We start from the raw sequence: 26,480 nt of genomic DNA, 5'->3' as shown, positions 1-26,480 counted from the left end.
AAAAATGCCAAAACGTACCGACATAAAAAGTATCCTAATTATCGGCGCTGGTCCTATCATCATTGGACAAGCGTGTGAATTTGACTACTCTGGTGCGCAAGCCTGTAAGGCATTGCGCGAAGAGGGTTATCGCGTCATTCTGGTCAATAGCAATCCAGCGACCATCATGACAGATCCGGAAATGGCGGATGTCACTTACATCGAGCCGATCACTTGGCAAGTTGTTGAGCGTATCATCGATAAAGAGCGTCCAGATGCGATTCTGCCGACGATGGGTGGTCAGACTGCTCTCAATTGTGCGCTTGATTTGCATCGCAATGGCGTACTGACGAAGTACGATTGCGAACTGATCGGCGCCTCACCAGAAGCGATCGATAAGGCAGAAGATCGCTTGAAGTTCAAAAACGCGATGACCAAGATTGGTCTCGGCTCTGCGCGTTCTGGTGTTGCTCATTCGATGGATGAAGCGTGGGTGGTTCAGAAAGATGTGGGCTTCCCAGTCATTATTCGCCCTTCATTCACAATGGGTGGTACTGGTGGCGGTATCGCTTACAACCCTGAAGAATTCGAAACGATTTGCAAACGTGGTCTGGAAGCGTCGCCAACCAACGAATTGCTGATCGAAGAATCCCTGATCGGCTGGAAAGAATACGAGATGGAAGTGGTTCGCGATAAGGCGGATAACTGCATTATCGTTTGCTCCATCGAAAACTTGGATCCGATGGGCGTGCACACGGGTGACTCAATTACTGTTGCACCTGCGCAGACATTGACTGACAAAGAATACCAGATCATGCGTAACGCCTCGTTGGCTGTGTTACGTGAAATTGGTGTGGATACGGGCGGCTCTAACGTGCAGTTCTCGGTCAATCCTGCTGATGGTCGTATGATCGTCATTGAGATGAATCCACGTGTGTCCCGTTCTTCTGCGCTGGCGTCCAAAGCGACAGGCTTCCCGATTGCGAAGATCGCTGCCAAGTTGGCAGTTGGCTTCACGCTCGATGAGTTGCGTAACGAAATTACTGGCGGTGCGACACCAGCATCGTTCGAGCCTTCGATCGACTACGTCGTCACCAAGATTCCTCGCTTTGCGTTTGAAAAATTCCCACAAGCAGATAACCGTCTGACGACGCAGATGAAATCCGTTGGTGAAGTGATGGCGATTGGCCGTACTTTCCAGGAATCCTTCCAAAAGGCCTTGCGTGGTCTGGAAGTCGGCGTCGATGGCATGAATGAAAAAACGCAGGATCGCGAAACACTGGAAAAAGAACTGGGTGAGCCAGGTCCGGACCGTATCTGGTACGTTGGCGATGCGTTTGCTCAAGGCTTTAGCCTCGAAGAAGTGCATCAATTGACCCACATTGACCCATGGTTCTTGGTGCAGATCAAAGATATCGTTGATATCGAACTGTGGCTTGATGAGCAAGAATTGTCTAGTATCGACAAAGACATGATGCTGAAACTGAAGCAAAAAGGTTTCTCTGATCGTCGTCTGGCGAAATTGCTGCGTACGACTGATACTGTTATCCGCGATCTGCGTCGCAGCCTGAATGTGCGTCCAGTCTACAAGCGCGTTGATACTTGTGCCGGTGAGTTCGCAACCAACACTGCGTACATGTACTCTACGTATGAAGATGAGTGCGAATCAAACCCAACTGACAAGAAAAAAATCATGGTATTGGGCGGTGGTCCAAACCGTATCGGTCAGGGTATTGAATTTGACTATTGCTGCGTTCACGCTGCATTTGCGATGCGCGAAGATGGCTATGAAACCATCATGGTCAACTGTAATCCAGAAACAGTGTCTACCGACTACGATACGTCAGATCGCCTGTACTTTGAGCCACTGACACTCGAAGACGTACTGGAAATCGTTGATAAAGAAAAGCCGGTCGGCGTGATCGTGCAGTACGGTGGTCAGACACCTCTGAAACTGGCGTTAGATCTGGAAGCAAACGGCGTACCGATCGTTGGTACGTCGCCAGACATGATCGATGCTGCAGAAGATCGCGAACGTTTCCAAAAAATGTTGCAAGACTTAGGTTTGCGTCAACCGCCTAACCGTACAGCACGTACGGAAGCAGATGCGCTGCGATTGGCGCAAGAAATCGGTTACCCATTGGTAGTGCGTCCATCCTATGTGTTAGGTGGCCGTGCAATGGAAATCGTTCATGAACAACGTGATCTTGAGCGTTACATGCGTGAAGCGGTTAAAGTATCCCATGACTCGCCAGTATTGTTGGATCGTTTCTTGAATGATGCGATTGAAGTGGACGTGGATTGCTTGTCTGACGGTCAGCGTACATTTATCGGTGGCGTTATGGAGCATATTGAGCAAGCTGGTGTTCACTCTGGTGACTCCGCATGTTCATTGCCACCGTATTCTCTGTCACAAGAAACCATTGCTGAACTCAAGCGTCAAACTGCATTGATGGCAAAAGGCCTGAATGTGGTTGGCCTGATGAACGTGCAGTTTGCTATCCAGCAGCAAGACGGTAAAGATGTCGTGTTTGTATTGGAAGTGAATCCACGTGCGTCGCGTACTGTTCCTTATGTTTCTAAGGCAACTGGTTTGCAACTGGCGAAGATCGCTGCTCGTTGTATGGTCGGTCAGTCTCTTGATTCTCAAGGTATCGGTGCTGAAGTTGTTCCGCCTTATTTTAGTGTGAAAGAAGCGGTATTCCCGTTCGTTAAATTCCCAGGCGTTGATACTATCCTTGGCCCAGAGATGAAGTCGACCGGTGAAGTCATGGGAGTTGGTAAAACCTTTGGTGAAGCGTTCGTTAAATCTCAGTTAGGTGCTGGCGTAAAGTTGCCGACATCTGGCAAGGTGTTCTTGAGCATCAAGAATAGCGATAAGCCAAGAGGCGTCAAGGTTGCAAAAGACCTCGTTGAATTGGGCTTCTCCATTGTTGCGACACGAGGTACTGCTTCCGCGATTGCTGCGGCCGGTATTCCAGTTGCAACTGTGAATAAAGTGGTTGAAGGTCGTCCGCATGTGGTCGATATGATTAAAAACAATGAAATCGCTTTGGTGATTAATACAGTCGAAGAAAAGCGCAATGCGATTGTTGATTCTCGTGCGATCCGTACTTCGGCATTGAACGCGCGTGCAACTACATTCACCACCATTGCTGGTGCTGAAGCAGCTGTGGAAGGTATGCGTCATTTAAGCGAATTGAACGTTTATGATTTACAAGGGCTGCATAAGACTTTAAACTGATAAAAAACACAGTAGTGGATAATGTGAATTGTCTTCTACTGCATCTTTGATACAGAGGTCACAAAAGGCATCGGTTAGGCTGGTGTTTAATGTGACCTCTGTATTTTACTTTTAGGACTTACGCAACATCGCCCCAGTGGAAGTTGGTATTCGCATATAGGGATGCTGACAGCTGGCTCGTCCATTGTGCATAAGTGGTGGAGTACGTTGTTTCCATCGCAGTAAAAATGCGTAATAGTGTCTTGCTGCTGTTGACTGTGGAAGTGAGATCGTTCCCCCTTACTGGGACAGTTTTGCGTAAGTCCTAACTTTTATGAGTGTGAATGAAATGAGTACAGTACCTATCACCAAATTTGGTGCAGAGTTGTTAAAACAAGAATTGCACAATTTGAAAACTAAAGAACGTCCTGAAGTGATTAATGCAATCGCTGAGGCACGTGCTCAGGGTGATTTATCTGAAAATGCCGAGTACGATGCAGCTAAGGAGCGTCAGGCATTTATTGAAGGACGTATTGCTGAACTCGAAGGTAAACTCGGATCTGCGCAAGTAATAGATCCTACCACCCTTGATGCAGAGGGGCGCGTGGTGTTTGGCTCTACGGTTCATTTGGAAGACTTGGAAACAGAGCAAAAAGTCAGCTATCAGATCGTTGGCGAAGATGAAGCTGATATAAAAAAGAGTAAAGTATCAATCACCTCCCCAATTTCCCGCGCATTAATTGGCAAGTATGCTGGAGATGTTGTTGGTGTTCAGGCACCCGCTGGCGTGCGTGAATATGAAATTCTGGACGTGCTTTATATCTAATACGGCATTAGTCGTAAAAGTAGTCTTGCAGTTCTGATGTATATATTGCACTTGCTCTGAAAGTAAATGCTAATCCCGGCCGTTTTGCAGGCCGGGAAGTGTTACAGTGCAGCTCACTTATGGGTGAGTTGCGACCTGAGTCTTATGCGTTGCTTAAGGCCGATTTTTTTGCACTACTCTGACGTGGTTTAGCACGTTTAATATTGCCGCCTTGTGTTACACGTTCATTGCCCTTGACCATCACCTTAGAAACGGTTGGCTTTTTTGTGCCACTTGGACTAGGCTTGACGATAGTGACCTCGCGCATACCGCGACCTTTTTTGACTAGCTTCGTTTCTTTCGTGCCTTCTACTTTTGGACGGTAAACGACCAAAAGTTTTCCGATATGCTGTACTGGTGCGGCGTTTAACTCTGCGCAGATAGTGTCGTACATCGCGATACGTGCTTCGCGGTCATCGCCGAAAACGCGTACTTTGATTAAGCCGTGGGCATTTAAGCCAGCGTCGATTTCTTTGATAACGGATGGAGAAAGTCCTGCTTCACCGATCAAGACGATAGGTTTCAGGGCGTGGGCTTCAGATCTGAGTTCGCTTCTTTCGGCGGGAGTAAGTTTTAACATAATTTTTCCTTGTGCATCCAACGGTTGCACGATAAACACACCCCCTGACGTCAATTAGTCAGGAAATGCATAGTTTTACTTTAAAAGCAGTATTTTACGCGAATGGCAAAGAATAAATTCAATCAAAATTGGGTTCACGATCATATAAATGATCCTTATGTGAAACTTGCACAAAAAGAAGGCTACCGTGCGCGCGCCGTTTACAAGCTAAAAGAGATTGATGAGGCTGAAAAGCTCATTAAACCTGGACAAGTCATTGTTGACTTGGGAGCAACGCCCGGAAGTTGGTCTCAGTACGTCAGAAATAAATTGGCTGGAAAAGAGGGTGGGGGGATTGTTGGTGAAATCTTTGCACTTGATCTTTTGCCAATGGATCCTATCGCTGACGTCCAGTTCATTCAAGGCGATTTTCGCGAAAATGAAGTTCTCGATGAACTTGAGTCGCGACTGGTTGGTCGTAAGCTCGATCTGGTTTTGTCCGATATGGCGCCTAATCTATCGGGTAATTCGACAGTCGATTCTGCTAGGGTGGAATATATTATCGAATTGGCGGTCAGCTTTGCGAAGGCGCATTTGAAGCCAACGGGTTCGCTGCTGGTAAAATGTTTTCACGGGCCTAGTTATAATAATATTGTTGATATTTTTAAGGAAGAATTTAAAGTTGTCTTGAATAAAAAACCCAAAGCCAGTAAGGACAAATCGTCAGAGATTTTTTTGCTCGGCAAAGGCCTGAAGCATCCAGAGTAGACGTCCTTCTCGACATTTTTGTTGGTCAAAAACAAAAAAATACAGAAAAGCTGCTCCTTAGACTAGTTTAGATGGATAGTTTTCAGACGTTGGCGTTTTTTACTCTTGATAATCCTCAATGTTGCCAGCATATGCTGGCTAGCAAGCTCTGCCTATTGGGGGTAGAATGACTTATTACAGTATCAAATGGCGTAACTTGCGCCCAAGGAGTTCTCGTGAATAACATGTTTTCAAAAGCGGCTATATGGGTGGTTGTTGCCATGGTGCTTTTTATGCTTTTCAAGCAGTTTGAAGGAAAAGCAGGTACTTCTGGAATGGCTTCCGTGCCTTATTCTGAATTCCTGGAAGAGGTAAAAGCAAAGCATCTTAAAGAAGTAACGATTGACGATTCCACTCGGACGGTCACGGCGGTGACGACTGAAGGTAAAAAAATTAAGTCTCAAGGGACTATTTTTGATCGTGGACTTGTTGGTGATCTGGTCAGCAACGGAGTTAAGTTTGATAGCAAACCGGCGGAAGAGCAATCCTTCTTGTCGCAGGTATTTATCTCTTGGTTCCCAATGCTGTTGTTGATTGGCGTGTGGATTTTCTTTATGCGTCAGATGCAAGGCGGCGGCAAAGGCGGTGCGTTCTCATTTGGCAAATCCAAAGCACGCATGCTTGACGACGCGAATAACAACGTCACATTCGCTGACGTGGCTGGCTGCGACGAGGCAAAAGAAGAAGTGACTGAAGTTGTTGATTTCCTGCGCGATCCGACTAAATTTCAGAAACTCGGCGGTCGCATTCCTCGCGGCGTATTGATGGTCGGTCCTCCAGGTACTGGTAAAACATTGCTTGCACGCGCAATTGCAGGCGAGGCCAAAGTGCCATTCTTTACCATTTCTGGTTCTGATTTCGTTGAAATGTTCGTGGGCGTCGGTGCTTCCCGTGTGCGTGATATGTTCGAAAATGCTAAAAAGCATGCGCCGTGCATTATCTTTATTGATGAAATCGACGCTGTTGGTCGCCATCGTGGTGCTGGTATGGGCGGCGGTAACGATGAACGTGAGCAGACGTTGAACCAGATGCTGGTTGAGATGGACGGTTTTGAAGCAAATTCTGGTGTGATCGTGATTGCTGCAACCAACCGCGCTGATGTTCTTGATAAGGCGTTGTTGCGTCCGGGTCGTTTTGATCGTCAGGTTTCCGTTGGCTTGCCAGATATTCGTGGTCGTGAACAGATTCTGAACGTGCACATGCGTAAAGTGCCTATTTCATCAGATGTCAAAGCAGACATTCTGGCGCGTGGTACGCCAGGTTTCTCTGGCGCAGACTTAGCTAATCTGGTCAATGAAGCCGCCTTGTTCGCTGCTCGCCGCAACAAGCGCTTGGTTGAGATGATGGACTTCGAGGATGCGAAAGATAAGATCTTCATGGGTCCTGAGCGTAAATCCATGGTCATGCGTGAAGAAGAACGTCGTAATACTGCGTATCACGAATCTGGCCATGCTGTTATCGCTAAGTTGATGCCAAAAGCCGATCCAGTGCATAAAGTAACAATTATGCCGCGTGGTTTTGCGTTGGGTTTAACTTGGCAGTTGCCTGAGCACGATCAGATCAGCGGTTACAAAGACAAAATGTTGGAAGAAATTTCAATCTTGTTTGGCGGTCGCATTGCCGAAGAGATTTTCGTTGGTCAGATGTCGACTGGTGCTTCTAACGATTTTTCGCGTGCCACTAAGCTTGCTCGCTCTATGGTTACACGCTTTGGTATGTCGGATAGTATGGGTGTAATGGTCTACGAAGATAACCAGCAAGAAGGTTACTTTGGTATGGCCTCCAAAACGATTTCTGAGGCAACACAACAAAAGGTTGACGCTGAAATTCGTTCGATTCTCGATACCCAATATGCACTCTCGCGCAGACTGTTGGAAGAGAATCGTGACAAGGTAGAAGTGATGACCAAGGCATTGTTGGATTGGGAAACGATTGATGCAGATCAAGTGAACGACATTATGAATGGTATTTCACCTCGTCCGCCTAAAGTTGGACAGTCAACTGGTCGTTCTTCATCAGACAACAGTTCCGGTGGCGTCTCTCCAAATGCAACTGCACCAGCCTGATTTATTTTGTAGTTGATTTAATTTTTTAAAAAGGTGAGGATTGTTCCTCGCCTTTATTTTTTATGACTGAATATTTTCAATGTGGACGCTATCGTTTCTCTTTTGGAGGCGAAAGCACCAAGCCCTTAGTAATGGGGATTTTGAATGTCACACCTGATTCATTTTCTGATGGTGGACATTTTCTTGATCTCGACAGTGCACTTTCCCGTGCAGAACAAATGATTGAAGACGGCGTCGATATAATTGATATCGGCGGTGAATCAAGTCGCCCCGGTTCTGCTGTTTTGCCACTGGAGGAAGAATTACGTCGGGTGATGCCAGTTATTTTTGCGTTGAGAGATTGCGGCAAACCTTTATCCATCGATACCTACAAGCCAGAAGTCATGGTGGAGGCAATGATGGCGGGTGTCGATATGATCAATGACATTCAGGGATTTCGCTCCCCCGCAGCCGTAAAAGCGGTTGCGGATGCCGATGTCGGTCTCTGTGTCATGCACATGCAAGATAAGCCTGCTACTATGCAACAACGTCCTAGTTATGAAAATGTTAATGATGAGGTCACTACATTTTTGCGCGAACGCGTCGAACGCTTGATCGCTGCCGGTGTTCCTCGCCAAAACATAACAATTGATCAAGGATTTGGTTTTGGCAAATCGTTGGCGCATAATATTAGTTTATATAAAGACATTACTCGTTTGGGAAATGAATTACAACTGCCCGTATTGGTTGGCGTATCCCGGAAAACGATGATTGGTGAAATAACAGGTAAGCCGACAGAAAAACGCCTCGCTGGAAGTATTGCTGCTGCAGTTGCAGCGGCGCAACTTAGAGCAAAAATTGTACGGGTTCATGATGTCGCTGAAACCGTCGATGCATTAAAAGTATGGCAAGCATTGTTAGTTTGATGATTGAAAATTGGAAATAAAAATGACAAGAAAATATTTTGGGACAGATGGTATCCGTGGCAAAGTGGGTGTTGCGCCAATCACGCCGGATTTTGTAATGCGTTTGGGTTACGCTGCTGGTAAAGTACTTACACAAGCAGGCACCCCAGATGTAAAACGTCCCACAGTGTTGATTGGTAAAGATACGCGCATTTCTGGTTATATGCTGGAAGCAGCACTGGAAGCCGGGTTTGCAGCCGCTGGTGTCGATGTGATGTTGTCTGGGCCAATGCCAACGCCTGCCGTTGCGTATCTGACCCGTGCTTTACGTTTGTCCGCTGGCGTCGTGATTTCGGCGTCGCATAATCCGTATTACGACAACGGCATTAAATTCTTTTCAGCGCAAGGCAATAAACTACCAGACGAGGTGGAATTGGCGATTGAAGCTCAGCTAGAGTTGCCGATGGAGTGCGTTAGTTCGGACCACTTAGGAAAAGCGCACCGTTTGCGCGATGCAAATGGCCGTTATATCGAATTTTGTAAAAGTACATTTCCTACTGAATTAGACTTACGTGGTCTGAAAATCGTTGTGGATTGCGCTCATGGGGCGGCCTATGATATTGCCCCGCATGTGTTTCATGAATTAGGTGCTGAGGTTATCGCGATTGGCAATACGCCAACTGGCACCAATATTAATGACAAAGTGGGTGCAACTGAGCCGGACGGGTTGGCGATCGCAGTTCGTGCTAATCATGCTGATTTGGGCATTGCACTCGATGGCGATGCAGATCGGCTCATCATGGTCGATAAGCATGGGAAAATTTACAACGGTGATCAGTTGTTGTATCTGATGGTCAAGGACAGACTTGCTATCGGGCCAGTACCAGGTGTTGTCGGTACGTTGATGACAAATATGGCGGTGGAGATCGCGTTCAAAAATCTGGGCGTAGGTTTTGCCCGCGCCAAGGTTGGTGATCGTTATGTCTTAGAACAGTTGCGTGAACGAGATTGGATGTTGGGCGGCGAGGGCTCTGGACATTTGCTCTGCCTTGACAAACACTCGACCGGTGATGGTATCGTATCTGCTTTGCAAGTACTCTCAGCGTTGCGCCGTAGTGGGAAATCGTTGGATGAGTGTTTTGATCAGCTCAATTTATTTCCACAAGTATTGCTTAACGTCCGGGTGACTCCAGGTTTTGACTGGCAAAAAAATGTTCAGCTAGCACAAGAAAGAGATAAGGTAGAAGCTGAGCTCGCAGGTCGTGGACGTGTATTGATCCGTGCTTCTGGTACCGAGCCTTTGTTGCGCGTCATGGTCGAAGCTGATGACAGTGAGCTTGCAAGTGCTTGTGCAAGGCGTTTGGTCGCATGTATCGAAAAAAATTAACACTTATCGTCCCCAGAAGCTAAGACTATTCTTGAAACTGGGGCTAGAAACATGTAGTATTCAGCCTTCAGTTTTCTTGCTTTATATCAGCGCAGGAATAAATGCTGCCCTTAGCTCAACTGGATAGAGCAATGCCCTTCTAAGGCATAGGTTAGTGGTTCGATTCCACTAGGGCAGGCCAAAAAATCATACGAAAAGCCTAGACAACGTTCTGGGCTTTTTGTTGTGCTGATTTTTCCAATTTAATGGTTTTGTTGGTCTCGCGTTAGTATTCACAGTCAGTACGCATCATCATCATGGGCGATGCAAATGATCCTATCGAAGGATCGATCTCCTGATTTACATTCCGATGTCGAATACATCATCCCATCACGCAGAAGTGTCTTAATGCGCGCCTCTATGTACCGATCATCTCCTTTTGTAGCAATCCCGAGTCATCGAATGCGCAGAAGAGCTTACTTCTATTTTTCTGTGAAGAATAGGCGTTCACCTAGCCGTTTTTCTCTCCATAAGTCGATGATTGATGACGAAAAAAAAGAGGATTGTTGACTCCCTATTCATAGCGATATGCAAAAATTAAAACAAAATTAGAATGAATATAAGCAAAGTTGTTTTGATGGCGATTGAAACTTGACTTCATACAAACGAAGGTGATTTTCATGACACAAGAAATTGTTTCATCTAAAGAATTAATTGAAAATTGGCAACAGATAAAGAAAGATTTAGATCAGGTGACGGACCAACTGATTCAACTTTCTGCATTTTTGACTATGAAAAAAAATGAATTGTCTTCTCATGAACAGCAATTGGCTCAAGAACTTGCAGAAAGAATCCTGAAGAATGTGAGTAAGTTGGCTCAGTGACTGCCGGATCAGAACTGGTACTTTACTCTGGTGATGTTAAATAGATGTCGGTCTCAATCTATTAACTAGAGGTAACAGCCGCTCTATTAATAAAAATGGGGCGGTGATTGGGGGGCATTCATTTGTGTCAAGCCTTCACGTGCCAACGGTGATACGGTATCGGCAACATATCGTGCAGTCGAAAACGGCGATACACCAAATGTTGGTCACGAGGCTAAAGTAAAAAACTTCGTTTTCCCACAAACTTATTCCATTTTTAAGAATGAGATTTGGAACGAAAATCATTCTATTTGTTCGCCAACTGATCAGGTTATTGATTTCGTTCGCATATTAGTGCTGGTTGAGGATATAAATAAACTTCTTGTTACGACCACCACGTTTGCGAACACTGGATTTTAACTTTTTCTCTGAACGGTTATACCTGCTTAGACCTCTCCATTAGCGTGTTCTGCGAATACCTCTGTCATCGAGCTTCTATCTTTTTATTATCCCAATAGTAATCTACCCATTAAATTACGTGTGGCATCGAACAGATGTACCTTGCCTGAAACGAGATCATCATTATTTGGCGAGCGTTTATCGTGATTGTTCATGATGTATCTGCGCCGAACATATCAAGATTCGTTGCCGTACTTTCTTTAAAACTCGTGTCATATATTACGGCTTACAGGAGTTAAAGAATAGATCCTTTTGGGAGATAAGATGGAAACGTGGGATACAGATATTGTCCTTCAAGAAAAAAGCACTTGGGTTGCTTTGCTTGAGCATTCGACGCAAATTAATAAACAGAGTTTGTCTCAGTTGTTTTTAACTGATAATCAACGCGGACAAAATATGGCGATTCAATCTGGACAGCTGTATCTCGATTATTCTAAAAATCGCCTCACGAGCCAGACCGTCAATTTATTAATGAATCTAGCGAAGGAATGTAAGCTGAAAGAAAAAATTGAAGCGATGTTTCTTGGTAAAAAAGTTAATCAGAGTGAGCATAGGGCTGCCTTACATATAGCTTTACGAGCTCCGCTTGGTGATCATGTGTATCTCGATCAAGAAAATTTGGTACCTCAGGTTCAGCAAAGTTTAATGCGGATGCGGATTATTTCTGATCGAATTCGAGAAGGAAAAATGAAAGGTGCTACCGGAAGAGTCATAAAAAATATTATTCATATTGGTATCGGTGGCTCAGATTTGGGGCCATTTATGCTGTACGAGGCGTTAAAGTTTTATAGTGATCGTGGACTTTGCTTACGTTTTGTATCGAATGTGGACAGCAGTGATTTTTATGAGGCGACGCGCGATCTTCATCCAGAAGAATGCTTGTTCATCGTTTGTTCTAAGAGTTTTACTACCACTGAGACATTGTCAAATACGCGACTGGCTAGGGCGTGGTGCCTTGCGCATATCGATAGTGAAGAGGTCGTCGCCAAACATTTTATTGCTGTTTCCGCTAATGAACATGCTGTCGCAGAGTTTGGGATTGATATTTCAACGATGTTTGTGTTGTGGGACTGGACGGGCGGTCGTTACTCCATAGATTCGGCGGTTGGGTTATCGGTGATGATTGCTATTGGCGCTAGTAATTTTTATGAATTTTTATGTGGAATGCACGAGATGGATCAGCATTTTTTACATACGCCTTTCCATGAAAATATGCCGGTATTATTGGGAATGATCGCTATATGGAACAACAATTTCCAAAAAACATCAAGTCTCGCAATTTTGCCTTATTCTCACTATCTGCGACGGTTTCCTGCTTATCTTCAACAGCTTGCCATGGAAAGTAACGGTAAGCATGTTGATGTGAACGGACATCAACTCTCGTTTTCGACCTGTCCAATTTATTGGGGAGAGCCAGGCACCAATGCTCAGCATTCGTTTTACCAATTACTACATCAAGGAACGTCAGTATTTTCGGCTGACTTTATTGGCTTTTGTCAGCCATTGCCGAATGAGTTGACTTCGCAAGATCAGTTAGTCGCCAATCTTATTGCACAAACTGCGGTACTCGCTTTTGGTAACCAGTCGTTACCGTTAAGTAATGGTGTGAATGGTATAGCTACTACAACGTTAGAACCCTATCAGATTTGTGTTGGAAATCATTCTAGTAATACCATTCTTGCCGATACCCTGACGCCAACCAGTATAGGGCAATTGATTGCACTATACGAACATAGTGTTTTTACACAGGGTGCTATATGGAATATTAATTCTTTTGATCAATGGGGTGTTGAGTCAGGCAAAAAAATGGCTGACTCTATTGCGCCCTATTTGCGGTCGGCTGGATTAAGTTCTGACCATCAACACGACATTGATACTTCAACCCAGCAGTTGATACAGCATTATCTTAGTAAGCGAGGTGGTTGAGATGTGGATACACCCTCTCGCTGGCAAGCCAGTACCGGAAGATATGTTGGTGAATATCCCTCGTTTGGTTGCTGCTTATTATACCGAACGACCTGATATGTCAGACCCAGCACAACGCGTGATCTTTGGTACTTCTGGTCATCGTGGCACGTCGCTCAAAGTGAGTTTTAATGAATGGCATTTGATGGCAATTGCTCAGGCAATTTGTGAATATAGGGCAGAGCATGGCATTCATGGGCCGTTGTTTCTGGGGATAGACACGCATGCCTTATCCATTCCTGCACAAGACACGGTATTGCAAGTGATGACGGCGAATGGGGTAACCGTATTGCAAGCACCATTTCGGGAGTACACACCTACCCCAGCTATTTCCTTGGCGATACTGGCTTTCAATCATGGACGCCAATCAGGCTTTGCGGATGGCATCGTTCTTAGTCCATCACACAATCCTCCTGACTTTGGTGGGCTTAAATATAATACATGTCAGGGCGATGGCGCTGATACCCGTATCACTGACTGGATAGAAAAAAAAGCGAATGAATACCTCGCAATTGGGTTGCACGGAATAAAAAAAATACGACTGAGTGAAGTAAGGAAAACGTCATTTGTACAAGAGTATGATTTTCTGGGTAAGTATGTCAGCGCACTAGCTTGCGTCGTTGATATGGAGTCGATACATCATAGTGCCTTGCATATCGGCGTCGACCCAATGGGGGGAGCAGGGGTTCATTACTGGGATAGAATCGCTTCTCTCTATAACATTGATCTTGATATGATTAATACCAAAGTCGATGAGCGCTTTGCTTTTATGCCACTAGACTGGGATGGCAAAATCAGACTTGATCCTTCTTCTGTCTATGCAATGCAGGGATTGATTGAGCGGAAAGAGGATTTTGATGTCGCATTCGCCTGTGATACAGATCATGACAGACATGGCATTGTCACTCATGACGATGGCCTCATGCCGCCAGATCATTTTTTAGTGACTGCGATTGATTACGTATTTCAACACCGGCCAGCATGGAACAAACATGCGGCAATCGGAAAAAATATCGTTTGTACGGGGCTCGTTGATCGCATTGCACATACCTTGGATCGGGAGGTTTATGAAACACCCGTCGGATTCAAGTGGTTCGGTGGCGTTTTATATCAAGGTAGTTTGGGTTTCGCAGGTGAAGAAAGTGCTGGAGCGACTATTCTACGGCGCGATAATACTGTCTGGACCACAGATAAAGATGGCATTGTCATGGGCCTGCTTGCAGCGGAGATGATGGCTGTAACTGGTATAAGTCCTGGACAGCGATACCGCGAATTGAGTGATATTTACGGGCATCCTGCGACGGGTCGTCTCGAAGGCGTGGCAAATATAGAACAACGTACGATGCTAGCTAAGCTGACCTTTGCCCAGTTGACTTGTCACTATTTCGCCGGTGAGGCAGTCCTCCGTTTTTTGACACAAGCACCTGGCAACCATGAGCCAATCAACGGTATTAAAGTAGTCATGGAGAATGCTTGGTTTGTCATTAGACCTTCAGGAACAGAGGATTTATATAAAATTTATGCTGAGAGCTTTTTGGGCGATGTGCATCTTCAAACGCTCTTGGAGCAGGTGCAGAGTATCGTCACTCGTTTGCTCTTAGCTGTGTGATCTTTTCTAGGGGCAAATTGATTTAGCCGCTAACTATGGACGTTAGCGCACAGAATAGTGGATGGCAGACAGGTATATCTGAAGCATAAGGATAGACAAACCCTGATTGGATAATGCCATGAACAAACCCAGCCTGTCACCGCAGGAACTTTATCAAACCGACGCATATTGGCGTGCCGCGAATTACCTTGCTGTTGGACAGATTTATCTCTACGCAAATCCCTTACTCAAACGTCCGTTGGTGCTGGCCGACATTAAAAGGATGTTGTTAGGTCATTGGGGTACAACGCCAGGTCAGAATTTTATTTATGTTCATCTGAATCGAATTATCAAAAAATATGACGTAGATATGATCTATATCTGCGGTCCTGGGCATGGTGGTCCGGCCGTCGTCGCTAATACTTATCTTGAGGGCACGTATTCTGAGGTCTATCCGCATATCACGCAGGATGAAGCTGGGTTGCAAAAGTTGTTCTTACAGTTTTCATTTCCAGGTGGTATTCCTAGTCATGCATCTCCAGAATGTCCTGGCTCAATACACGAGGGTGGCGAACTGGGCTACTCACTGAGTCATGCATTTGGCGCCGCGTTCGATCATCCAGATTTGGTTGTTGCCTGTGTGATTGGCGATGGGGAGGCAGAAACAGCCGCCTTAGCTACCGCGTGGCATTCCAATAAATTTCTTAATCTGGTACATGATGGCGTCGTTTTACCTATCCTTCATTTGAATGGCTACAAAATTTCAAACCCCAGTATCCTTGCCCGTATTCCTCGGGAAGAACTGGAGCAACTGTTACATGGCTATGGATGGCATCCTTATTTTGTTGAGGGCGATGAACCGGCGCTGATGCATGAAGCGATGGCGACGACACTCGATAAAGTGATGGAGGAGATTGAGGCAATCCAGTATGAGGCGCGAACGATGGGAGAACTACAGCGCCCTCGCTGGCCAATGGTTGTCCTATGCTCACCCAAAGGCTGGACTGGTCCTAAGATGGTTGACGGTCTACCGATCGAAGGTAACTTCCGTGCCCATCAGGTTCCTTTGCTTGTATCTGCCAATACACCACCACAGCATCTCAGTATGCTCGAAGACTGGCTACGCAGTTATCGTCCTCAGGAGTTATTTGATGCCACCGGTAAGTTACTACCAGAACTCGCAGCATTGGCACCTGTTGGTCCTCGACGCATGGGGGCAAATCCACATGCCAACGGTGGCTTACTTCTCAAGGAACTGATTATTCCTGATTTCAGAAAATATGCCGAGACGTTGCAGAAATATGGTATGCATGGAGTTGGCGATATGCACATTTTGGGGCGGTTTTTGAGGGATATTATCCAACTCAATACGCCGCAGAGAAATTTCAGATTATTTGGCCCGGATGAAACGCTTTCGAATGGTTTGGAATCTGTCTTTGAAATCACGAATCGCCAGTGGGACGCGCAGATACAGGAGAATGATCAGTTCCTTGGCGCTGACGGAATGGTTCTCGATAGCATGCTGAGTGAACATCAGTGTGAGGGATGGCTGGAAGGCTATCTGCTTACGGGGCGGCATGGTCTTTTGACCTGTTACGAGGCATTTATTCATATCATCGATAGTATGTTCAATCAACACGCGAAATGGCTCAAGGTCTCTGCTGAATTGCCATGGCGCGCAAAGATTGCCTCGCTCAATATCATTCTTACTTCGCATGTCTGGCGTCAGGATCACAATGGATTTACGCATCAGGATCCGGGTTTTATCGATTATGTTATGAACAAAAAGGCGTCGATTGTCCGTGTCTATCTTCCGCCAGATGCGAATTGTTTATTGTCTGTGATTGATCATTGTCTGCGCAGTCGTCATTACGTCAATGTTGTGATTGCAGGTAAACATCCTTCACCACAATGGCTGAGCATTGAAGCGGCAATTACACATTGCACACAAGGTATAGGTGTGTGGGATTGGGCGAGTAATGATCAAGGCGACGTGCCTGATGTGGTCATGGCGTGCTGTGGTGATGTGCCAACGTTAGAAACCATTGCAGCGATCTCGATTTTACGAGAGTATTTACCAGATCTGAAAGTACGTTGTGTCAATATCGTTGATTTAGCGCGACTTCAGCCAACCAGCGAGCATCCACATGGTTTGTCAGACGCCGACTTTGATACTTTATTTACGACCCATCAGCCGGTAATTTTTGCTTTCCATTCTTATCCATGGCTTATACGTCGGTTAACTTATGACAGGATTAATCAGCGAAACATCCATGTTCACGGTTATCAGGAAGAGGGCACAATCACTACGCAATTTGATATGACGGTATTGAATAAGCTTGACCGTTTTCATCTCGCGATCGATGTGATTGATCATCTCCCTCAGAAGACAAGTCACCATCGCCATGTAAGAGGGTTACTTGAGCAAAAGCTGATCAATCATGCGCACTATATTCGCGAATATGGCGAGGATATGCAGGAAATTCGCGATTGGAAATGGGGCGACATTATCGGTTGTCATTCTGGAGACGGTAATGAGTAAGATGGAACAGTTAGAAATGCAGGCTTACAAGGATAAGATCGCTGTCGATCTGACGGCGTTGGTGGAAAAATATAGAGCGATCTTTACGTGGGATATTCCTGAGGTCAATATTCATTTTGTCGATGATTTAATTTTCGCTGAGATGAAAAAAGTCATTCAAGATCTTTCTGAATCTATCCAGCCAACATAATCGCAGAAAGTATCAAATGCAAATAAATTCTATGCGTGAGACTGTGCAAACCTTGTTTGCCAATAATAAAGGCATCTTGGCAATGGATGAGAGCAATGCCACTTGCAATCAGCGTTTTATACAACTCGATATTCCTCCAATCGAAGAGTCTCGGCGTTTATGGCGGGAGCTTATTCTGACAACGCCAGAGTTGCATAAAGCGATAGGCGGCGTGATTCTTTTTGATGAGACGACACATCAGCACCAATTGGGTGGGACGTCATTTTTAGAAATATTGCGAAAATCAGGTATTCGTTTTGGTATCAAAGTAGATCACGGTATTCACCCACTTGCATTACACCCTTTAGAGCAAATGACCTACGGGCTCGACGGTTTAAGGGAGCGGCTCGTTACCTACGCAAGTGTTGGTGCATCCTTTGCGAAATGGCGTGCAACGCTGACAATTAGTGATCAATTGCCGTCTGATGCTGCGATTAATAACAATGCTCATGCGCTTGCCGCATTTGCTGCACTATGTCAGGAGAATGCAATCGTGCCTATTGTGGAGCCAGAAGTGTTGATGGCGGGGAGCCATACCATAGAGCGATGTCAGAGGGTGACAGAGGATGTATTAAGAGCAGTATTTAGAGAATTAGACCGGCAAGGGGTGAGTCTTGACTCTGTCATTTTGAAATCCAACATGGTGTTATCTGGAAACCTGTGTCCGGTACAGGCGACTATAGAAGACGTTGCCCAACGGACGATTGATTGCTTGTTGAATACGGTTCCGGCAGCGGTGCCGGTGGTGGCGTTTCTTTCAGGCGGGCAGACGGCAGAACAGGCATCCACACGTTTAAATGCGATGTCTCTGTTAGCGTTGCGTCGGGAACGATCGGACCTAAGCAAGAAGAAACTTCCTTGGGAAATCGCATTCTCGTTTGCGAGAGCGATACAGTGTCCTGCGCTCGAATTATGGCATGGCTTACCTGAGCAACGCGTCGCTGCTCAGCATCTGATATTTCAACAGGCTTGCGATAATCAATTAGCCAGACAGGGCCTGTATCATGGACCATCTCCATCACTTGCAGCCAGATCATGATGGCCACACTGGCAGTACATACGCCATTGCCATTAAGGTTGTTTGTTATCCGGCACGGCCAGACTGCGTGGACTGTGTCAGGCCAATACACTGGGGCTACTGATATCCAGTTGTCACCTGAGGGAAGGTCCGAAGCAGGACTGTTACGTCAACTTTTGCGGAAATATACTTTCTCTTCGGTATTCTGCAGCCCGTTACGTCGCGCCAGAGAGACTTGTACCTTAGCTGGTTTAGCCACACACGCCGTTGTTCGCGATGATTTATCAGAATGGAATAATGGCGAAGACGAGGGGCTGACACCTCCTGAAATTAAAATTTTGCGCCCTGGTTGGCGATTCTTTCAGGATGGTCCAAAAGGTGGTGAAACGTTAGAGCAGATTAAACTGCGGGCTGACACGTGTCTGACGGAATTGAAGCATCTCGAAGGCAATGTTGCTATTTTTTCTCATGCACATTTTTGTCGCGTTCTGGCGGCTCGTTGGATACATTCCCCAGTCTCAGATGCGCAACATTTTTTATTGGATACTGCGTCGTTCGGCATATTAAGTTATGAACATAATAGGCCAACACAGCCAGCCATTGCGATGTGGAATTCAGCCGCGCTCGCCAAATAAATGTAGTGGCTATATTGTCTGATGCCCAGACAATATAGCCAGCCTGATGTTGCTGAAGTTTTTAACGAGCTCCTTTAAAATGTTTTTGACCGTCATTTTTATGTCGACCAATCACTTCTTCTCGCTCGCTCGTTTCTTGTAAATTTTTCGTTTCGGACTTTCGCTGTGCGGCGACTGCTTTTTTATCGTCCTTTTTTTTACTAATAGTTAATATTTCTCGTTTAAGGGCATCGACATCTTCTTCCGAAGAATACGATCGCTCTGACCGCTTTAAGAGGCGTGGAATTGGTTTGTTGTATTCCACTGCTTTATTGGTGTTTGATATACTCACGACATTCTCCATATCTTATGCTGAATGATTATTTGCCAATGACTAGGTCCAAATCAGCGTGGGAAAGTTAACCCGCAGTTCCGTTTTTTCTTTCGCTAGTCATCAGAAAATGTTGCCTTACATTGAGATTCTGATTTTGTCTTGGACGTGTTTTACGCCAGGTGCATTCCATGCTGCTTGTGTCGCCAAGTCGCGCTCCACCCAGCTATGTGTTGTGCCAGAAAGCGTGACGGTATTGCCATCCACATGAACGATAATCTTCTGACTTTCTGTTTTTGCCAGCCGTTTTAGTGCGGTTTCTATGTCGGATTGAACGACCTGCGACGCAATTGATGGTGCCAGCGAAACATCATTGCTCACTCCCGTGACACCCATTAGACGACGAATTGCTTCTGCGGCTGCATTTCGTTGGTATTCCCACTCAACATTCCCGGTAAGTGTAATCCAGCCGCCTTCAACCATCACCTTGATACTGTCTGGCGGCAGGTAAGAGGCCCATGCTAAGACATTCGTTGCTGTTCGCGCGATATCTGCATCTTCTCTTTTACTCGATCCTGGTAGGTCGACTGAGATTTCTACTGCTATTGCATCCACACCAACGACACGTCGTGCTGCCCGTTCAGCATTCCATTTTTCTACAAAACTACTAACATGCCCGGATAACGTGACAACGCCATCACTGACTTCGACACCAATGTTGTTTGAGGGAAGGGAAGGGTCCCAATTCAATTCGGCGATCACGTCCCTTTTTAATTCTGTCGATGTTTTCACTTCATTTCTCCTGGATGTATTGAACTGTCATTCTCAAATTCTCCTGGTCGCTTGTATGTTCGTTGCCACGCTTTAATTTGTAAATTTATTTGTGTGTGATGCCGTACAGATCACAATTTTTAACTCTTTTATAACGTATCGGAGGTCATTTATTTAATGATGTATTCGTTCCATCCATAAGAAGGATTTGCAAAATGAAAAAAATAATCATCACGATGGGGTTTGTGGTGCTCGGTAACATTCTTCTTGCACCAACCTGCATGGCCCAAGTGGCTGGGTCGACCACGGTGATCGGCGTTACTGTGCTGGAAGCGAGACAAATGGCGATGGGCTGGAGTGTGAAGAAGAGTGTGTTAGGGAAGGACGTGTTCAATGATGCAGGTGTCGGTATAGGAAAGATAGAGGACGTAATTATTTCTCCTGAAAAGAATGTGACCTATTTTATTTTGAACGTTGGTGGATTTATTGGTATCGGTGGTCATAACGTTGCAATACCTGTTGCTCAGATTGTTGAACAGAATGGAAAAATTGTATTGCCAGGTGCAACAAAAGAATCTATCACCAACTTACCCCAGTTTGATTACGCAAGCGATACGGCAAAGCGAGATGCATTCGTTGCCAGTGCCGAGCAGGATCTCGCGCGAGCCAAAGAACAAGCGATAGACCTACAAAAAAGAGCTGCTCTGCTAAACGGGGATGCGAAATCAAAGTTGGACCAACAATATGCTCTATTGCAGGAAAAAATCCAGATAACAGAGAAAAAGTTAAATGAAATGAAGCGGGCAGGTGCATCAAGATGGCAGGAGTTTGAGCATGATCTTAGTGTCGATTTAGCACATCTGAAATTAAGCTTATCTAATCTGGGTAAATAATTTTCCTTGCAATAAAGATGTATATCCGCCGGCTCTGCAACTGGAGCAAAGGCATTTAGGAAAGCAAATTATGAGTCTCGCAAATCTGATGTTAAATCTCGAACTTGGTCTCGATAATCGCCATTTAATCCGGGTGGGAGGTCAACTCGCGGATAGATTTGATGCCAATTTGACTGGTATCGTCGCTTGTACGCCTATTACCATGTCTTATGGCGATGGCTATATTAATGGTGATCTGCTCAAAGAAGAAATGGATCGCGCGAAGACAGAGATTTCTGCCTTGGAAGTTGAATTTCGTTCTCTCCTGAGTGAACGTGCTAATCGGCTGGTGTGGCGTTCCTCGAGCTTATGTTCTTCGATCGCGGATTTCGTTGCAAATGAGGCTGTTAGTGCTGATGTGTTACTTGTCGCTTCATCTGAGCATATCGAGTCTGCCTCAACTCGTCATATGAATAATGCCGATGTATTGTTGCAGCTGGGTAGACCAATGCTACTTATACCCAGAGAACTGACCGATATTCGTCTACAGGTGATCATGATCGCCTGGAAAGACACGATGGAATCGCGACGTGCAATATATGATGCCTTACCATTTCTTAAATACGCTCATCAAGTCATTCTGATGGAAATTGTCGATAAAGATGAGTTGGAATTGATCCGCACAAAACACCAGCTTGTCATTGAATGGCTGGCACTACATCAGATAAAGGCAGATTCTCTCATCATCAATGCAACAGGTGACGATACAGAGTCGCTGCGAAAAACAACCTCAGAAATGAAAATTGATCTATTAATCGCCGGTGCGTATGGTCATAGTCGGTTGCGTGAATGGGTCATCGGTGGCATGACACGCGAGATTATGCGTTCACAAAGTTACTGCTCTTTTATTTCCCATTAGTTCTGTTTAGGCGGCTTCTTGCGCTTCAAGAGGAATCAGACTTGCCTTGATCTGATTTTAGCTGAACAGAAAAATTGTTAACCTAGTTACTCAGAAAGTATGTCATGCATATCGCAAAAAAAACTGAAATAGATAAACAATCCATTCGTCTTGCTGCAAAAAACATAGACGATGGCGCTGTCACTGCTGGTTATAAAGCAGACCGTGACGAAGTGATTAAGATGCTCAATGAGGCTCTTGCCACAGAATTAGTCTGCATGTTGCGTTATATGCGTCATTACTATACGGCTTCAGGTTTGCACAACAGACCTGTCAAAGCAGAATTCTTGCAACATGCCTTGGACGAACAGGATCATGCCTATGAACTTGCAGAACGTATTGTTCAATTAAATGGGAAGCCTGATTTTAATCCGGAAACTTTGTTGTTACGCAGTCATGCTGAATATAATGAGTCAAGTAACATCCACGATATGATCAAATCTAATCTGGTCGCTGAACGGATTGCTATCGAGACATACCGTCAGATGATAGAAAACTTAGCTGATACCGATCCAACAACAAAAAGCATGTTAGTCGGTATTATGACGACAGAAGAAGAACATGCAGATGATATGCGAGATTTGCTCGCATAATTAAAAGAGAGGGTGTCCTGAATTTTGTGTAAACGGCGTTTCAGTTAAACGTTCGGCATACGATCGCCGAACTGGATTGTAAATCGGTTTAGTGCTGCTTTCCAATCTCTGATTGGCATCGTCCATTTTTGGCTGATGTTATTTAACGCCAGATAAAATAATTTCAGTACCGCTTCATCAGTTGGAAACGACCCTCTGTTTTTTATCACCTTACGCAGACTCATGTTGGCCGATTCAATCGCGTTTGTCGTATAGATTACTTTTCTGATGTCCGGCGGGTAATCAAAGAACGTCGTTAAGCGAGGCCAATTCTTCCGCCAGGCGTCGCCAATAGGTGCAAATCGGTCACCCCATTTTTCTTCAAACTGGCACAGTTCCATTTCAGCTTTCTCAATCGTGGTGGCGGAATAAATCCGTCGTAAATCGTCTGCGACCTGCTTGCGTTCTTTCCAACCAACGAAATTCAAACTGTGGCGCACCATATGAACGATACAGAGCTGAACTGAAGCCTTGGGGAAGACCGCTTCAATTGCCTCTGGAAAGCCCTTTAAGCCATCTACACAGGCAATGTAAATATCAGCAACGCCACGGTTCTTGATTTCAGTGATGACCTGAAGCCAGAACTTTGCACCTTCCGTTTGTGCAATCCACATGCCAAGCACTTCTTTTATCCCGTCTAAGTTAATGCCTATAGCAAGATACAAAGCCTTTACTCTGACTGCGCCGCTATCACGCACCTTAACGTGTATGCAGTCCATATAAACAATCGGATAAATACTATCTAATGGTCGGGATTGCCATATTTTGACTTCGTCCATGACTGCATCGGTCACTGATGAAATCAACGTTGGCGATACTTCAGCGCCGTACATTTCTTGCAGGTGATGCTGAATTTCACGAACGGTTAGTCCACGGGAATAAAGAGAGATAATTTTGTCATCAAAGCCGGTCCAGCGTGTCTGGTGCTTGGTAATGATTTGCGGCTCGAATGTGCCTTCTCGGTCTCGAGGAACAGAGATCGGTAAAGCCCCAAAGTCACCTTTGAGTGTTTTTTTACTTTTACCGTTTCTGGTGTTGCCAGTATCATTGGCGACAAGCTGGTTTTTACTATGCCCTAAATGTTCAGTCATTTCCGCCTGTAGGGCACGTTCAACCAGTGCTTTGGTTAATTGTTTTAATAAGCCGTTTTCACCGATGAGGTCTTCTGGCTTTTTGTAGTCACCCAGCAGGGCATCGATCAGATCGTTGGATAATGGTTTTTGAGTGTCGGACATCATTGCTCCTAGCAAAGTAGCAGTTTCCTGCAAAATGTCCGTTTACACAAAAATTTTACACCCTCTTAAAAGACGAATGATCCTATCCTTTGTCCTCGTGGGTAATAATAAGGTGGGTGAGAGGGTGTCCTGAAGAGGGTATCCTGAATTTTATATATTTCCGTTTGTCGTTGTCGAATCTCACTTCGTCGCATCTGCGAAGGCAGAAGTCAATCCCCCCTGTTCTCACTTTTCTCAGCGCCCAAAACGTGTTTCACCGACACGTTCATTTCCTCATCATCCACATCTTCACCGTCATACCAGCAATGTTGTAACAATATTAAGGCGATGAGCTACAGCTTGTAATAAATGCATCTTAAGGTAAAAAACCTTCCTTCAACAGACATCGCTCGTTACGATTCTCCCGCAATTCAGTACCTTTCATTTCAGCATCAGCATCAGCATCAGCAATCGCCCATTCTCATTCAATCAAGATAGATCAAGGAATCACATCGTGAACGGCCTATTCACCCACCCGCGTGCCTTAAGTGTCAGCGGTCCTGCCTTGTCTGATATCAGCAAGCCTTTGACACCTTTGCGCTTAGTCGGCACCGATGGTATCAACCAGCTATTCGACTATCGTCTGACGCTGCAAACATCGGATCGTGCTGGTACTGGCGTTGGTGTTGGTGCTGATCTTGACCTCGATAGCGTCATCGGCAAAGAAATCACCTGCACCATCGAGCTTGAAGGTATGGGGGCATTTACCCCTGGTCTCCCCGGTGGTAGTGCTGGTCACATCGGTGCGGGTACACGAGAAGTCTCCGCCCTCGTCACCGCGGCTCGCTTCATCGGCGTCGATAGCCGTCATGCACTCTATGAATTCACCTTGCGTCCTTGGTTGCATCTCGCCACACTGACCAGCGATTGCAAAGTCTTCCAGAATCAAACACCCATTGAGACCATCCTTGCTGTCTTCAATGACTATGCATTTGTCGTCGACAAGCGCTTGATTGACACTTACCCCCTACGTGATTATTGCGTTCAGTACAACGAAACCGATTTTGCGTTTGTCTCTCGTTTAATGCAAGAGTGGGGCATCAACTACCACTTCGAGCACAGCAACGGTGTGCATCGGTTAATCCTCTCCGATTTCAATGGCGCATTCCGTACCGCCAGTGACGCCTACGCGACGATTCCGTATTATCCGCTCGGCCATAAAATCGACCGCGATTACATTCACGCTTTTAGCCCAGAGAACAGCCTCACCTCGGGCAGTGTTGCCAGCCGTGACTATGACTACACCCGATGCCGCTCAAGCCTCGAAGCTAACAGTAGTGATCCCCGCAAGACAGGACAAAACAACCAAGAACTCTACAGCTGGCATGATGCCCAGAGCGGTAATCGGTATAGCCAACCGAATGCAGGATCGAATCCGCAGGCCAACAAAACCGACGAGCAAGGCCGCTTCTTAACCCGACTGCGCATCGAAGAACGACGTCAGCATGGACAACGTGCCAATGCCAGTGCGTATCTGCGCGGTGTCGTGTCTGGCGTATCCTTCACCTTGACCGACTATCCTCAAGGTGTGGCCAACAGAGAATATGTCGTCATCCGTACCCATTTCTTCATAGAGAACGTCAGCGAAGATACTCAGCGCACTCCGTCCGCAAAACTTAATCTCGCGGCACTGCCTAGTTTAGTGAATGCCTTATCTCCCAGCCAGATAGAACGTGGCTTATGGCAAGTCCAAACCGATTTCACCGTACAACCTAGCAACGAAATCGTACGCCCAGAACACACACAAATCAAACCCCGCTGCTACGGCCCCGAAGTCGCTACCGTGACTGGCCCCCATCGTGATACCGCCGCCAGCAATATCTATACAGATCAATACGGTCGCATCAAAGTCCAGTTCCCATGGGATCGCTATGGCGAAGTCAATCAAAACAGCAGTTGCTGGGTCCGCGTCGCTTTACCGTGGGCGGGTAATCAACTGGGGCAACAAGCTATTCCCCGCATCGGACAAGAAGTGTTGGTCGACTTCATCGGCGGTGACCCTGACAGACCGATTTGCAGCGGCAGCGTCCACAACCAATTCAACATGCCACCATGGCAGTTGCCGAGCCAGCAAGCCTTAATGGGCATACGCAGCAGAGAACTCACTGACCAAGGCGGCGGCAACAGCGCTACAGGGCGCAGCAACCATCTCATTCTCGACGATACCCATGACCAAATCCAGGTGCAGTTAAAAAGCGACCATGACCACAGCCAACTCAGCTTGGGCTTCATCACCCGTATTGAAAGCAAGCAAGGTCGTCAAGAACCACGCGGTCAAGGGTTTGAGCTCAGAACGGATGGGCGTGGTGCCATTCGTACCAAAGAAGGGCTGTTGGTATCCACCTATGGCCGCCAGAAAGCCGCACATCACCTGACAGATATGGGGGAAACGGTAGCTCGACTCATCCAAGGCCAAAGTCTGCAAAATATGCTTGGCGCTTTAGCGATCAAAAGCAAAGCGAATGACAATGAACTGGATCAATCTGAAGTTGCACTTTCGTTACAGCTCCAAAATGCGCAAATAGCAGGCATCAAAAATACTGCCACCTTTGCCGCCGCTAGCATTGGCTTAAGCGATATCAGTAGCGATGCACAGAGTGAGATGAATATGCTTT

Annotated in this window: 21 protein-coding genes and 1 tRNA gene; 18 read left to right on the top strand and 4 right to left on the bottom strand. The window is 45.9% G+C overall.

Going from position 1 to position 26,480, the window contains the following annotated elements; all coding sequences use genetic code 11:
• Window positions 1-4 precede the first annotated feature (4 nt).
• Both carB and greA read left to right on the top strand, forming a co-directional pair.
• Window positions 5-3,223, top strand: coding sequence for a carbamoyl-phosphate synthase large subunit (carB, locus tag ACO0KV_RS13825; protein WP_423043119.1), 3,219 nt, complete (start codon window positions 5-7; stop codon window positions 3,221-3,223).
• Between the two features lie 328 nt (window positions 3,224-3,551).
• The gene (gene greA / locus ACO0KV_RS13820; protein WP_423043118.1) at window positions 3,552-4,028 is read left to right on the top strand and encodes a transcription elongation factor GreA; all 477 of its coding nucleotides are present in this window, start codon (window positions 3,552-3,554) and stop codon (window positions 4,026-4,028) included.
• 142 nt (window positions 4,029-4,170) lie between these two features.
• On the opposite strand, the gene ACO0KV_RS13815 is transcribed toward greA, so the two are convergent.
• Window positions 4,171-4,647: a YhbY family RNA-binding protein gene (locus ACO0KV_RS13815; protein ID WP_423043117.1), complete on the bottom strand. Its 477-nt coding sequence runs from the start codon at window positions 4,645-4,647 to the stop codon at window positions 4,171-4,173.
• 102 nt (window positions 4,648-4,749) lie between these two features.
• Here ACO0KV_RS13815 and ACO0KV_RS13810 point away from each other — a divergent pair, with 102 nt between their 5' ends.
• The 12 genes from ACO0KV_RS13810 to ACO0KV_RS13755 all read left to right on the top strand — a co-directional run bounded on the left by ACO0KV_RS13810 (window position 4,750) and on the right by ACO0KV_RS13755 (window position 19,048).
• Window positions 4,750-5,394: an RlmE family RNA methyltransferase gene (locus ACO0KV_RS13810; protein ID WP_423043116.1), complete on the top strand. Its 645-nt coding sequence runs from the start codon at window positions 4,750-4,752 to the stop codon at window positions 5,392-5,394.
• A gap of 215 nt (window positions 5,395-5,609) precedes the next feature.
• Window positions 5,610-7,499 (top strand): ATP-dependent zinc metalloprotease FtsH, encoded by a 1,890-nt coding sequence (ftsH, locus tag ACO0KV_RS13805; protein ID WP_423043115.1) that lies wholly within the window; start codon window positions 5,610-5,612, stop codon window positions 7,497-7,499.
• Window positions 7,500-7,561: 62 nt separating this feature from the next.
• Window positions 7,562-8,404, top strand: a complete 843-nt coding sequence (gene folP / locus ACO0KV_RS13800) for a dihydropteroate synthase (RefSeq protein ID WP_423043114.1) — start codon at window positions 7,562-7,564, stop codon at window positions 8,402-8,404.
• Between the two features lie 22 nt (window positions 8,405-8,426).
• A complete protein-coding gene (gene glmM / locus ACO0KV_RS13795) occupies window positions 8,427-9,770 on the top strand; it encodes a phosphoglucosamine mutase (RefSeq protein WP_423043113.1) in 1,344 nt (447 codons plus the stop codon).
• 104 nt (window positions 9,771-9,874) lie between these two features.
• Window positions 9,875-9,951, top strand: a tRNA-Arg gene (locus ACO0KV_RS13790).
• Window positions 9,952-10,429: 478 nt separating this feature from the next.
• Complete coding sequence (locus ACO0KV_RS13785; protein WP_423043112.1) at window positions 10,430-10,633, top strand: hypothetical protein; 204 nt, start codon at window positions 10,430-10,432, stop codon at window positions 10,631-10,633.
• 702 nt (window positions 10,634-11,335) lie between these two features.
• A complete protein-coding gene (gene pgi, locus ACO0KV_RS13780; RefSeq protein WP_423043111.1) occupies window positions 11,336-12,997 on the top strand; it encodes a glucose-6-phosphate isomerase in 1,662 nt (553 codons plus the stop codon).
• Between the two features lies 1 nt (window position 12,998).
• Window positions 12,999-14,645, top strand: a complete 1,647-nt coding sequence (locus ACO0KV_RS13775; RefSeq protein WP_423043110.1) for an alpha-D-glucose phosphate-specific phosphoglucomutase — start codon at window positions 12,999-13,001, stop codon at window positions 14,643-14,645.
• Window positions 14,646-14,763: 118 nt separating this feature from the next.
• Window positions 14,764-17,166, top strand: a complete 2,403-nt coding sequence (locus ACO0KV_RS13770) for a phosphoketolase family protein (RefSeq protein WP_423043109.1) — start codon at window positions 14,764-14,766, stop codon at window positions 17,164-17,166.
• Window positions 17,159-17,356, top strand: a complete 198-nt coding sequence (locus ACO0KV_RS13765) for a hypothetical protein (RefSeq protein WP_423043108.1) — start codon at window positions 17,159-17,161, stop codon at window positions 17,354-17,356. Before ACO0KV_RS13770 ends, ACO0KV_RS13765 begins: the two co-directional genes overlap by 8 nt.
• A 16-nt stretch (window positions 17,357-17,372) precedes the next feature.
• Window positions 17,373-18,434 carry a class I fructose-bisphosphate aldolase gene (locus ACO0KV_RS13760; protein ID WP_423043107.1) on the top strand — a complete coding sequence of 354 codons (1,062 nt, stop codon included), beginning with the start codon at window positions 17,373-17,375 and terminating at the stop codon, window positions 18,432-18,434.
• Window positions 18,431-19,048, top strand: a complete 618-nt coding sequence (locus tag ACO0KV_RS13755; protein WP_423043106.1) for a histidine phosphatase family protein — start codon at window positions 18,431-18,433, stop codon at window positions 19,046-19,048. Before ACO0KV_RS13760 ends, ACO0KV_RS13755 begins: the two co-directional genes overlap by 4 nt.
• Before the next feature lie 61 nt (window positions 19,049-19,109).
• On the opposite strand, the gene ACO0KV_RS13750 is transcribed toward ACO0KV_RS13755, so the two are convergent.
• Window positions 19,110-19,379 (bottom strand): hypothetical protein, encoded by a 270-nt coding sequence (locus ACO0KV_RS13750; protein WP_423043105.1) that lies wholly within the window; start codon window positions 19,377-19,379, stop codon window positions 19,110-19,112.
• Between the two features lie 117 nt (window positions 19,380-19,496).
• On the bottom strand, window positions 19,497-20,150 hold the full coding sequence (locus ACO0KV_RS13745) for a BON domain-containing protein (RefSeq protein WP_423043104.1): 654 nt from the start codon (window positions 20,148-20,150) through the stop codon (window positions 19,497-19,499).
• 194 nt (window positions 20,151-20,344) lie between these two features.
• Here ACO0KV_RS13745 and ACO0KV_RS13740 point away from each other — a divergent pair, with 194 nt between their 5' ends.
• From ACO0KV_RS13740 to ACO0KV_RS13730, 3 genes are all read left to right on the top strand, one after another.
• Entirely contained in the window at window positions 20,345-21,022 is a 678-nt protein-coding gene (locus ACO0KV_RS13740; protein ID WP_423043103.1) for a PRC-barrel domain-containing protein, read from the top strand.
• A 70-nt stretch (window positions 21,023-21,092) separates the two neighbouring features.
• Window positions 21,093-21,920, top strand: a complete 828-nt coding sequence (locus tag ACO0KV_RS13735) for a universal stress protein (protein ID WP_423043102.1) — start codon at window positions 21,093-21,095, stop codon at window positions 21,918-21,920.
• Window positions 21,921-22,024: 104 nt separating this feature from the next.
• Complete coding sequence (locus tag ACO0KV_RS13730) at window positions 22,025-22,552, top strand: ferritin-like domain-containing protein (protein WP_423043101.1); 528 nt, start codon at window positions 22,025-22,027, stop codon at window positions 22,550-22,552.
• Between the two features lie 44 nt (window positions 22,553-22,596).
• Here ACO0KV_RS13730 and ACO0KV_RS13725 read toward each other — a convergent pair whose 3' ends face one another.
• Window positions 22,597-23,826 (bottom strand): IS256 family transposase, encoded by a 1,230-nt coding sequence (locus tag ACO0KV_RS13725; RefSeq protein ID WP_423043100.1) that lies wholly within the window; start codon window positions 23,824-23,826, stop codon window positions 22,597-22,599.
• Between the two features lie 493 nt (window positions 23,827-24,319).
• Between ACO0KV_RS13725 and ACO0KV_RS13720 the strand changes: the two genes are divergently transcribed.
• Window positions 24,320-26,480 (top strand): type VI secretion system Vgr family protein (locus ACO0KV_RS13720; RefSeq protein ID WP_423043099.1); only part of this gene is annotated, 2,161 nt, incomplete at its 3' end.

The sequence above is a fragment of the Undibacterium sp. RuRC25W genome (assembly GCF_049339825.1).
Lineage (GTDB): Bacteria > Pseudomonadota > Gammaproteobacteria > Burkholderiales > Burkholderiaceae_D > Undibacterium.
This window is presented reverse-complemented; position numbering and strand designations above follow the sequence as displayed.

Coding starts and splice junctions, on each gene's coding strand:
- ACO0KV_RS13735 (WP_423043102.1), top strand. CDS start 21,093: ATGAGTCTCGCAAATCTGATGTTAAATCTCGAACTTGGTCTCGATAAT.
- ACO0KV_RS13815 (WP_423043117.1), bottom strand. CDS start 4,647: ATGTTAAAACTTACTCCCGCCGAAAGAAGCGAACTCAGATCTGAAGCC.
- ACO0KV_RS13775 (WP_423043110.1), top strand. CDS start 12,999: ATGTGGATACACCCTCTCGCTGGCAAGCCAGTACCGGAAGATATGTTG.
- glmM (WP_423043113.1), top strand. CDS start 8,427: ATGACAAGAAAATATTTTGGGACAGATGGTATCCGTGGCAAAGTGGGT.
- ACO0KV_RS13765 (WP_423043108.1), top strand. CDS start 17,159: ATGAGTAAGATGGAACAGTTAGAAATGCAGGCTTACAAGGATAAGATC.
- ACO0KV_RS13730 (WP_423043101.1), top strand. CDS start 22,025: ATGCATATCGCAAAAAAAACTGAAATAGATAAACAATCCATTCGTCTT.
- pgi (WP_423043111.1), top strand. CDS start 11,336: ATGGAAACGTGGGATACAGATATTGTCCTTCAAGAAAAAAGCACTTGG.
- ACO0KV_RS13760 (WP_423043107.1), top strand. CDS start 17,373: ATGCAAATAAATTCTATGCGTGAGACTGTGCAAACCTTGTTTGCCAAT.
- folP (WP_423043114.1), top strand. CDS start 7,562: ATGACTGAATATTTTCAATGTGGACGCTATCGTTTCTCTTTTGGAGGC.
- greA (WP_423043118.1), top strand. CDS start 3,552: ATGAGTACAGTACCTATCACCAAATTTGGTGCAGAGTTGTTAAAACAA.
- carB (WP_423043119.1), top strand. CDS start 5: ATGCCAAAACGTACCGACATAAAAAGTATCCTAATTATCGGCGCTGGT.
- ACO0KV_RS13810 (WP_423043116.1), top strand. CDS start 4,750: ATGGCAAAGAATAAATTCAATCAAAATTGGGTTCACGATCATATAAAT.
- ACO0KV_RS13725 (WP_423043100.1), bottom strand. CDS start 23,826: ATGTCCGACACTCAAAAACCATTATCCAACGATCTGATCGATGCCCTG.
- ACO0KV_RS13770 (WP_423043109.1), top strand. CDS start 14,764: ATGAACAAACCCAGCCTGTCACCGCAGGAACTTTATCAAACCGACGCA.
- ACO0KV_RS13755 (WP_423043106.1), top strand. CDS start 18,431: ATGATGGCCACACTGGCAGTACATACGCCATTGCCATTAAGGTTGTTT.
- ACO0KV_RS13740 (WP_423043103.1), top strand. CDS start 20,345: ATGAAAAAAATAATCATCACGATGGGGTTTGTGGTGCTCGGTAACATT.
- ACO0KV_RS13785 (WP_423043112.1), top strand. CDS start 10,430: ATGACACAAGAAATTGTTTCATCTAAAGAATTAATTGAAAATTGGCAA.